This window comes from Oleiphilus sp. HI0080 (genome assembly GCF_001635135.1).
Map to the genome: position 1 here is coordinate 1 of NZ_LWFU01000513.1, position 3,653 is coordinate 3,653.

The following is a 3,653-nucleotide window of genomic DNA, read 5'->3' on the forward strand; positions in this document are numbered from 1 at the left end:
GATCAAGAATACGACGCTGCGTGTTGGGCACATCCCAGCAGAGACCTTGAATGTCGAGATTCAACGTCATGGCTTGACGCTCACAGGCAGTCCCGCAACGATTAAATCAACCCGATCAACAGCAGCTGCAAGGCGCTGGTGCAGCCTACCCGTCTCATCGCAAAACCTTCTTGATAATGCATCAACAGGCATGATGCCCATGTTGGTCTCATTGGAAACAAGTAGCAGTGGTTTAGTGAAATGCTTAAGCTCTTTTTCGAACTCGGCGACATAGTGCGCGAGGCGGTCGGAGACCTTGGGTTTTACAAGCAAATTGGTAATCCAGAGGGTTAAGCAATCAACAATCACAACCTCAACACTTGGGTCGCGGTCCAGTTGCTTTAACGCAGCGGCGAGATCGATAGGCGCTTCTTTAGTTTGCCAATGTGCAGAGCGATCAGCGATATGACGTGCGATGCGTGCCTTCATCTCCTCGTCTAAAGGTTCTGCGGTGACTACAACCGCAACCTTGTCAGATAACGTTCTCGCCGAGTTTTCTGCGTATCGACTTTTGCCAGATTTAACGCCACCCAGTATTAGGTGCTTCATACTCGCCCCTCTAAGATCGTCATTAGTTTATCCATATCTAAGGCGCGCTCAAACTCCGTGGCGAGTCTATCTAGGGATGCTTCACGCAAGGCTACATAATCCAAGGGCTGTGCGGCCTTGTAGCCTGCCCACGCCAGGATTGCATCTAGTGCCCCCGGTGTATCTACTAGCCCATGCCAATAAGTGCCGGCTATCTGCCCATCTTCACTAATTGCGCCATCGAACTGCCCGTTATCGTATTCGATAAACGGCTTCTCTAAGCTAGCTCCTGTCGACCGACCAGCATGAATTTCATAGCCTGTCACGATATCGTTGCCTACAACAAACTTACCCCTAACCTGTTTTAGCGCCTTGTCACCCGTCAGTGTTGTCGTTAAATCCAGGTAGCCAAATCCAGCACTTGAACCCGCTTCACCCTCAATACCTTGAGAGTCCTCAATCCGCTTGCCAAGCATCTGATAGCCACCGCAAATACCGAGCACCTTACCACCATAACGTAAATGCTTTTGAAGCGCGGCTTCCCAACCCTGCTCTTTGAGAAAAGCCAAGTCATCCCTCACCGATTTTGAGCCGGGCAAAATAATCAAATCCGCAGGCGGAATCTCGCTATCAACCGGAACATAAGTAAAGTTGATCTCTGGGTGCAGACGAAAAGGTTCAAAATCCGTGTGATTGCTGATTCTTGGCAGCACGGGCACAACCACATTGAATATGCCCGTTTGCTCTGCGTTGTTTTGAGGTAAGGCATCTTCAGCATCAAGATTTAGCCCATGCAAATAAGGCAAAACCCCAAGCACCGGCTTACCCGTTCTACTTTCGAGCCATTCTAAGCCATTTTCGAGTAGCTTGATGTCGCCGCGAAACCGGTTGATCACGAAGCCAACGACGCGGTCCTGCTCACTTTGACTCAGTAAATCGAGGGTGCCCGTAAGGTGAGCAAAGACGCCCCCTTTATCGATGTCGGCAACAATAATAACGGGACAGTCTGCGGCCTCCGCGAACCCCATATTTGCGATATCGCGGTCACGCAGATTGATCTCGGCTGGCGAACCTGCACCCTCTACAATCACGTGTTGGTATTGTTCTTCGAGTCTGCGATGCGATTCCAGCACGGCGTCCATCGCTAAGCGCTTGTATTGATGATAGCTTTGCGCATCCATGTTGCCTTGCGCCTTACCGTGCACAATCACTTGCGCACCAATATCGGTATTTGGCTTCAGCAGAATCGGATTCATATCCGTATGTGGCTCTAGGCCGCACGCAAGTGCCTGTAGGGCCTGCGCTCTTCCGATTTCACCACCATCAACCGTGACCGCACTATTGAGCGCCATATTCTGAGGTTTAAACGGAACAACATCCAAACCACGCTGATGGAGGATGCGACAAATCGCCGCAACCAAGGTGCTTTTACCGGCATCAGAAGTGGTGCCCTGAATCATCAGCGTGGTCATAGAGCGCTACTTAGTTTGTTGTATCTGCAAAACGAATTGCGGCCGGATTGTTGAGTAAGTTAACGGTACCTTCTAGCAAGTCTGTTGAAGTACTCACTACATCGATACGCGGTGCTGCGAAATCAGCGATTCCTACCCAAAGCTGATTGGCGTTATCAATTTCAATAGTGCGCGCGTCAATACTGCTGTAATCGGTTAACGGTGCATTGGAGACAAGGCCTGTTCCCGCATCGAACGTGATCACATCAAGGTCACCCCAAGCGTTGTAACGCGTCAAATATCCCTTCGATGCACTTGCGATTTCAACTTCCATGATTTGTGCGCCAACATTCACGTCATCATCGTCAACAAGCAAGGTACTGGTCATCGTCATACCTGAAATATCGATCTTCTCAATACCACCAGTAAGCTCAACCGGCCGGTTCATACTCGCGTAACGACCCTTGCCCGCAACGTAAATATTCGTACCATACAAATCCATATCGCCTGCATTTTTAACGGTCAGATCAAGGGCTTGCGTGACAGTATCTGTTGACGTGTCTATTTTGATAAGGCGAGATGTTTGCGGTGCATACGTGCTATCCAAGCCCTCCAGCAAAACGTACAGATTGCTGCCGTCGATGATTCCGGCCGCCGCCGTCGCGCCAAGCCCTTCATCGTAGGCAGTTAAATCAATCGATGCCGCTTCATCAATGAAGTCTGCTTCGTCCGCATTGCTAGCAACACTGGGGTCGATCACAAGAATCTCGTTTGACTCCCAAAGTAAGACATACGCTTTGGTTTCTGAAGCAAACACTACGTCATAGGGGTTTGTATCAGCGCCTACCGAGAATTCCCAGATTGGGTTCACTCCATCAGCAAACGAGTATTTTGCGATTGAACTCAAGCTACCGCGATTGATTCGGTAAAAGTGGTCACCATAGGTCACCGCTCGCATGTCAGAATAGTCTTGTGCAGCAAAACCGCCTTGGCTCGAAAACATCATGCTCGTCTCAGCAAAGTCGATTGTGCTTGATGCGTAATCTGCAGAGACTCCCGTGATCACCGCGCANTCATTACAATCCACTGAAAAATCTGGATTATCACTACTGCTACTACACGCAGCAAGCCAGATTGCGGCCGACATGACCAACCCATTTTTAAAAATGTTTCGAACTTCCATAGTGTTACCCCTGTTAAAAAACGTACTTGTAAGACAGATAAAAATGACGACCCGGCGCTGGATAGCGATTAAAGTCTTCAATTCTCTCATCGGTTAGATTGCGACCAACCAACTCAACTTGGTGATCAGAAAAACTGTATTTAAGCGCGGCATGCACTTGCTTGCTTTCGGGCAATTCCGTAGTCGCAGAGCGGTCGTAGAAACCCTCATTTCGATAAACGAATTCGATTTCAGCAAGATAGGAATGCCACAAAAATTGATTCACTAAGCCGCTCGTATATTCGTATTGCCCAGGGAGTGGGTTTCCGCGAAAACCCACAACTTGAGATCGATCCTCAGAATTTACCCATGCGCCTTTGGCACCAAGCTTCCACGCATCATAGAGTGAAACTTCGCCATCAAACTCTAAGCCATACAAAAGCGCCGAGGAGATATTCTCAGCCCTACCAATT

At 49.1% G+C, this 3,653-nt stretch carries 3 protein-coding genes; all 3 read right to left on the bottom strand.

The features are described 5' to 3' along the window. Positions 1-66: 66 nt before the first annotated feature. On the bottom strand, positions 67-588 hold the full coding sequence (gene cobU / locus A3751_RS10815) for a bifunctional adenosylcobinamide kinase/adenosylcobinamide-phosphate guanylyltransferase (RefSeq protein ID WP_068453521.1): 522 nt from the start codon (positions 586-588) through the stop codon (positions 67-69). Further along, positions 585-2,039, bottom strand: coding sequence for a cobyric acid synthase (locus A3751_RS10820; RefSeq protein ID WP_068455653.1), 1,455 nt, complete (start codon positions 2,037-2,039; stop codon positions 585-587). Before A3751_RS10820 ends, cobU begins: the two co-directional genes overlap by 4 nt. A 1,175-nt stretch (positions 2,040-3,214) precedes the next feature. Then, positions 3,215-3,653 (bottom strand): TonB-dependent receptor (locus A3751_RS10830; protein ID WP_197466281.1); only part of this gene is annotated, 439 nt, incomplete at its 5' end.